This is a genomic window from Luteimonas sp. MC1782, from assembly GCF_014164605.1.
Lineage (GTDB): Bacteria > Pseudomonadota > Gammaproteobacteria > Xanthomonadales > Xanthomonadaceae > Luteimonas.
Map to the genome: position 1 here is coordinate 1 of NZ_JACJFT010000009.1, position 4,634 is coordinate 4,634.

Consider the following 4,634-nt stretch of genomic DNA (forward strand, 5'->3'; position numbering starts at 1 on the left):
GTGTTCGCCGTGACGGGGCCTAACAATGCGTTCAAGCCGAAGCCGCTTCGTTACGCGAAGCACATGGCAGGTACAGCTTGCCATGTGCTTCGCTCCACTACGCGTCTCGGCTTAACTTAGGTGTTAGGCGCTCATAGCTCCGCAGTAGTTGTGGTCGCGGAGTCGTGTACCAGCTCGTCTTGTCGTGGCTTCTGGTTCTTCGCTGTGCATTGCGCACGCGCGGTGAGCGGCGTCGTCAGGCCACTCGGCTTCGGCCACACGCAACCTCGAGCCAAGATTGCGACGTCCGCGGCCGGCCTCGTGCGGGCTACGGGTGCGGATTATGGCCGCGCGACCGGTCGGCCAGGCTCCGGAAAGATCTCTGTCACGGGGGTCCGGGTTCTGCCGCAAGCTCGTTACGGGCTTCGGCTAGAGCGCGGGCTTGTACCGGCTTCGGCTTCGGATACAGTTGCGCCTAACAGTTCATTCAAGCCGACACCGCTTCGCGGCGCGGCTTAATTCAGGTGTTAGGCGTCACTGGGCAAGCGCCGTCGTCTGCCGCGGGTTGCTCTTCGGATAGTCCGCACCAGCGCGAAGGGTCGCCTCGCTGAGCATCGCCTGGGTACGCAGAGGGCTCCGCATCATCACCGTGACCTTAAGCATTTGGCGCTGCCAGACAGCCCCAACTTCGGCAGCAGTCGCCCGCATCATCGGCACGCAGGCCTGCCACAGGCCACTTTGCGGCGCGACCTGACGTCCCGGCCAGTTCGGCCCAAGGTGTTGTAGTGTTTGGCTCAAGGGTTAGGCTGCGGGCCGTCCGGGCCGGGGAGTTCACCATCCGGGCCAGCTGCCGCCTAACAAGTCGTTCAAGCCGAAGCCGCTTCGTTACGCAAACCACATGGCAGATAAAGCTTGCCATGTGCTTCGCTCCACTGCGCGTCTCGGCTTAACTCTGGCGTTAGGCGGCTATGGCAGGACTTCTCTACACCGCAGCGATTCTTGCCGTAGCACTCGGCGCGGCCCATTCTGTCCTCGGGGGCGGTACATCCTCATCCGCCTGTTTCGCCCCAGTGATCTTCCAAAGCTATTCGGCAGCTCGGAGTTCACGATGCGGACGTTGCGCTTTGCCTGGCACATCACCACGGTCGCATGGTTCGGCTTTGCTGCGCTCTTGGTGCATGCGGGTCGCGGCGACCTTACGGTGTCCGGCATGCTCCAGATCATCGGGCTAACCTTCATTGCGTCCGGGGTCTTGCCGTTGTTTCTCACTAGGGGCAAGCACTTGTCGTGGCTGGTACTGTTCGTCATCGGCGGCATTGCACTCTGGTGCGCCGCCTAACAGTTCATTCAAGCCGACGCCGCTTCGCGGCGCGGCTTAATTCAGGTGTTAGGCGCACTACTGCACCGCAAGGAGGCGTGAAGTGAAACTGACAGACTCGGAAATTCGCCACTTCAAGAACGTACTGTGGGGCACCCGCTTCTGGGCGTGGTTCCGCTGGGTTCTGTTGGGTGTCTTGGCCTACACCGCCGTCGCACACTTCAGCGGCTGGAAGCCGCTGACCCGCCCGGACTGGCTGGTTGCCGGGGCTCTCTACATGCTTGTCGCTTGGCCAGGTCTGTGCCGCACCTACGTATTTCACACGCTTCGCCGCGTGGTTGCGGAGGATCCGGAGGCCCGGGCACAGCTCGCTGCGGCTGGCGTTAAGGAGTTCGCGCTTGGCACACCGGCGGGGCGCGCCTAACAATGCGTTCAAGCCGAAGCCGCTTCGTTACGCAAAGCACATGGCAGGTACAGCTTGCCATGCGCTTTGCTCCACTACGCGTCTCGGCTTAACTTAGGTGTTAGGCCTTGTTTCCCGCACTGCCGGGGAGAAGGTCCAGGCGAGTTGGAAATCTCGCTCATCCACGGCATTTGCACCTCGCACGCGCGGTGAGCGGCGTCGGTTGTCGGCCGTGAAGCAGCTCGGCTTCGGATAGGCGCGACCCTCCGCAAGATTCGACCTGCCGAGTCGGCTTCGGACGGGCCGCGGTGAGAGTTCTTGGCCGCGCGACTTGATCTTGTAGGCTCCGCTCGTGCCAGGTGCCAGGCCAAGCTCTCCAGCAAGACTTGTTGTACTGTTCGGCTCAGGGGTTGGGTCCGGTGCTGGGTAGCGGCGGCCTAACGAGTCGTTCAAGCCGAAGCCGCTTCGTTACGCAAACCACATGGCACAGAAAGCTTGCCATGTGCTTCGCTCCACTACGCGTCTCAGCTTAACTCTGGTGTTAGGCCGCAGTGGATGCATCTCTGATCCCCAAACTGATCAAGCAGAGGCGGCGGCTCCTACAGAGCTACGTGGTCCACGTGGCGTGGTTCGCTGCCATGATCGTCACTGCATTAGTGCACTCGTCCAGAGCGGTGGTCGCCAGTTCAATTTTCTTGGCGCTCATCACGGTTCCCCCCGTCATCGCTTACGCAACAGCGGTGCACCGAACTTGCCGAGCGATTGACCCGAGTGCCAAGACGATCGGCCTTGTTCCAATGATCATTATGACGGTGCTTTTTACCCCATTCGAGTCAGGCTTGGTCGTTCCAGCAAAGAATCTGTTGGTCTCAGGCAAGCTGGTACGAGAGCGTCAGGCTGCAGATATGCGGGCTAACGAGTCATTCAAGCCGACGTCGCTTCGCGACGCGGATTAATTCTGGTGTTAGGCCTTGTTCCCGAACTGTTGTTGCCGGGTTCCAGGCAATCTGTACTGCCTCGCTTATCCGCAGCTTTTGCACCTCGCACGCGCGGTGCAGGCATCGGCAGTCACCCCTGCAGTACCTCGGCTTCGGACAGGCGCGACTCTCCGCAAGACTCGACCGGCCGAGTCGGCTTTGGACAAGGCGCGGTGAGAGTTCTAGGCCGCGCGAGTCGAGTGTTCTGGCTTTGGCCCCGGCAAGTGCCAGCCTCAGGCCGTTCGGCCAGACTTGTTGTACTGTTCGGCTCAGGGGTTGGGCTGTCGCAAGGTTGGGCGCAAGCTCGGCGTGCGGCGGCCTAACAAGTCGTTCAAGCCGAATCCGCTTCGTTACGCAAACCACATGGCAGGTAAAGCTTGCCATGTGGTTCGCTCCACTGCGCGTCTCGGCTTAACTCTGGTGTTAGGCAACATAGGGGAGATTCTCGGTGGACAAGCATTTCTTTGGGCTGGCCGCCGCGGAAGTTGCAAGCGGTCAGATTGACGCCGCCCTGTTCGTGAAGTCTGTTGCTCTATCCGACGGGGATGAAAAGCGAGGAAGAGCGCTCTACATCAAACTTCGCGCAGATGAACTGGCGCAAGAATACAAGCGCCGGGAGGCAGCCCGTATTAATGCCGCAATGAACAGCGATGAGGACATGCAGCGCGGCGCCAAAGCGTTGAGGGACATGCTTTGGATTGTCCCTCTTGCTGTGCTTGTTATTGTTATAGCCATTGCCGCTTCAGGCAGCTAGCCGCATGTTGCCTAACAATTCATTCAAGCCGAAGCCGCTTCGCGGCTCGGCTTAATTCAGGCGTTAGGCCTTGTTTACCGCACTGTTGTTGCGGGGTTCCAGGCAATCTGTAGCACCTCGCTGATCCGCAGCGTTCTCACCTCGCACGCACGTTGCGGGCATCGGCAGTCAGCTCTGTAGCACTTCGGCTTCGGACAGACGCGACTCTCCGCAAGATTCGACCGGCCGAGTCGGCTTCGGACAGAGCGCAGTGAGAGTTATTGGCCGCGCGAGGTGGTGGTCCCGGCCTTGGCCCCGGCAAGTGCCAGCCTCAGGCCGTTCGCCCAGACTTGTTGTACTGTTCGGCTCAGGGGTTGGGCTGTCGCAAGGTTGGGCGCAAGCTCGGCGTGCGGCGGCCTAACAAGTCGTTCAAGCCGAAGCCGCTTCGTTACGCAAACCACATGGCAGATACAGCTTGCCATGTGCTTCGCTCCACTACGCGTCTCGGCTTAACTCTGGTGTTAGGTGCCACATGAAGAATGTCCTCTGTTTGATGCTTGTTGCTCTATTGATGGGCTGCGATAGCGGCGGATTCACGGAAGTCACTCCGTCGGCCCTGGTGAAGAGCGCTAGTTCTTGGGACGGAAAGTTTGTTAGAACTTGTGGCTACGTGGTGGCTGATGGCAAAAGGTGTAATCTCAACGTGTGCGCAGACGGGGATACAACAAATTCTGCCGCTTCCTGTCAGCCGGTCGAGACAATTCACCTCTCCAGCGTTGCGTGCGTCCAGGGTCAGTTGCCTCGCGAGGGGTGGGCGATGGTGGATGGCTACTTTCTGGCTCTGAGGGAAGACACCGGCTCCAAGAACGAGAGCCCGTTTGTTTTACGCCGGGCGCTCATCCAGCCGGTGACAGAGCATTGCATTACGGGTGGCACCTAACAATGCGTTCAAGCCGAAGCCGCTTCGTTCCACCAACCACATGGCAGATACAGCTTGCCATGTGCTTGGCTCCACTACGCGTCTCGGCTTAACTTAGGTGTTAGGCGCACCACTGCACCGCAAGGAGGCGTGAAGTGAAACTGACAGACTCGGAAATTCGCCACTTCAAGAACGTACTGTGGGGCACGCGCTTCTGGGCGTGGTTCCGCTGGGTTCTGTTGGGTGTTCTGGGCTACACCGCCGTCGCACACTTCAGCGGCTGGAAGCCGCAGACCCGTCCGGAC

The 4,634-nt window shown here is 60.1% G+C and carries 4 protein-coding genes; all 4 read left to right on the forward strand.

The annotated features are described in order from the left end of the window. Window positions 1-1,087: 1,087 nt before the first annotated feature. The 4 genes from H5368_RS13450 (at window position 1,088) to H5368_RS13380 (ending at window position 3,431) form a co-directional block, all read left to right on the forward strand. Complete coding sequence (locus H5368_RS13450; protein ID WP_220486685.1) at window positions 1,088-1,318, forward strand: hypothetical protein; 231 nt, start codon at window positions 1,088-1,090, stop codon at window positions 1,316-1,318. An 82-nt stretch (window positions 1,319-1,400) separates the two neighbouring features. Further along, window positions 1,401-1,721: a hypothetical protein gene (locus H5368_RS13370; RefSeq protein WP_182825446.1), complete on the forward strand. Its 321-nt coding sequence runs from the start codon at window positions 1,401-1,403 to the stop codon at window positions 1,719-1,721. Window positions 1,722-2,338: 617 nt separating this feature from the next. After that, a complete protein-coding gene (locus H5368_RS13375; RefSeq protein ID WP_182825448.1) occupies window positions 2,339-2,656 on the forward strand; it encodes a hypothetical protein in 318 nt (105 codons plus the stop codon). Between the two features lie 469 nt (window positions 2,657-3,125). Then, window positions 3,126-3,431, forward strand: coding sequence for a hypothetical protein (locus H5368_RS13380; RefSeq protein ID WP_182825450.1), 306 nt, complete (start codon window positions 3,126-3,128; stop codon window positions 3,429-3,431). Window positions 3,432-4,634: the final 1,203 nt, after the last annotated feature.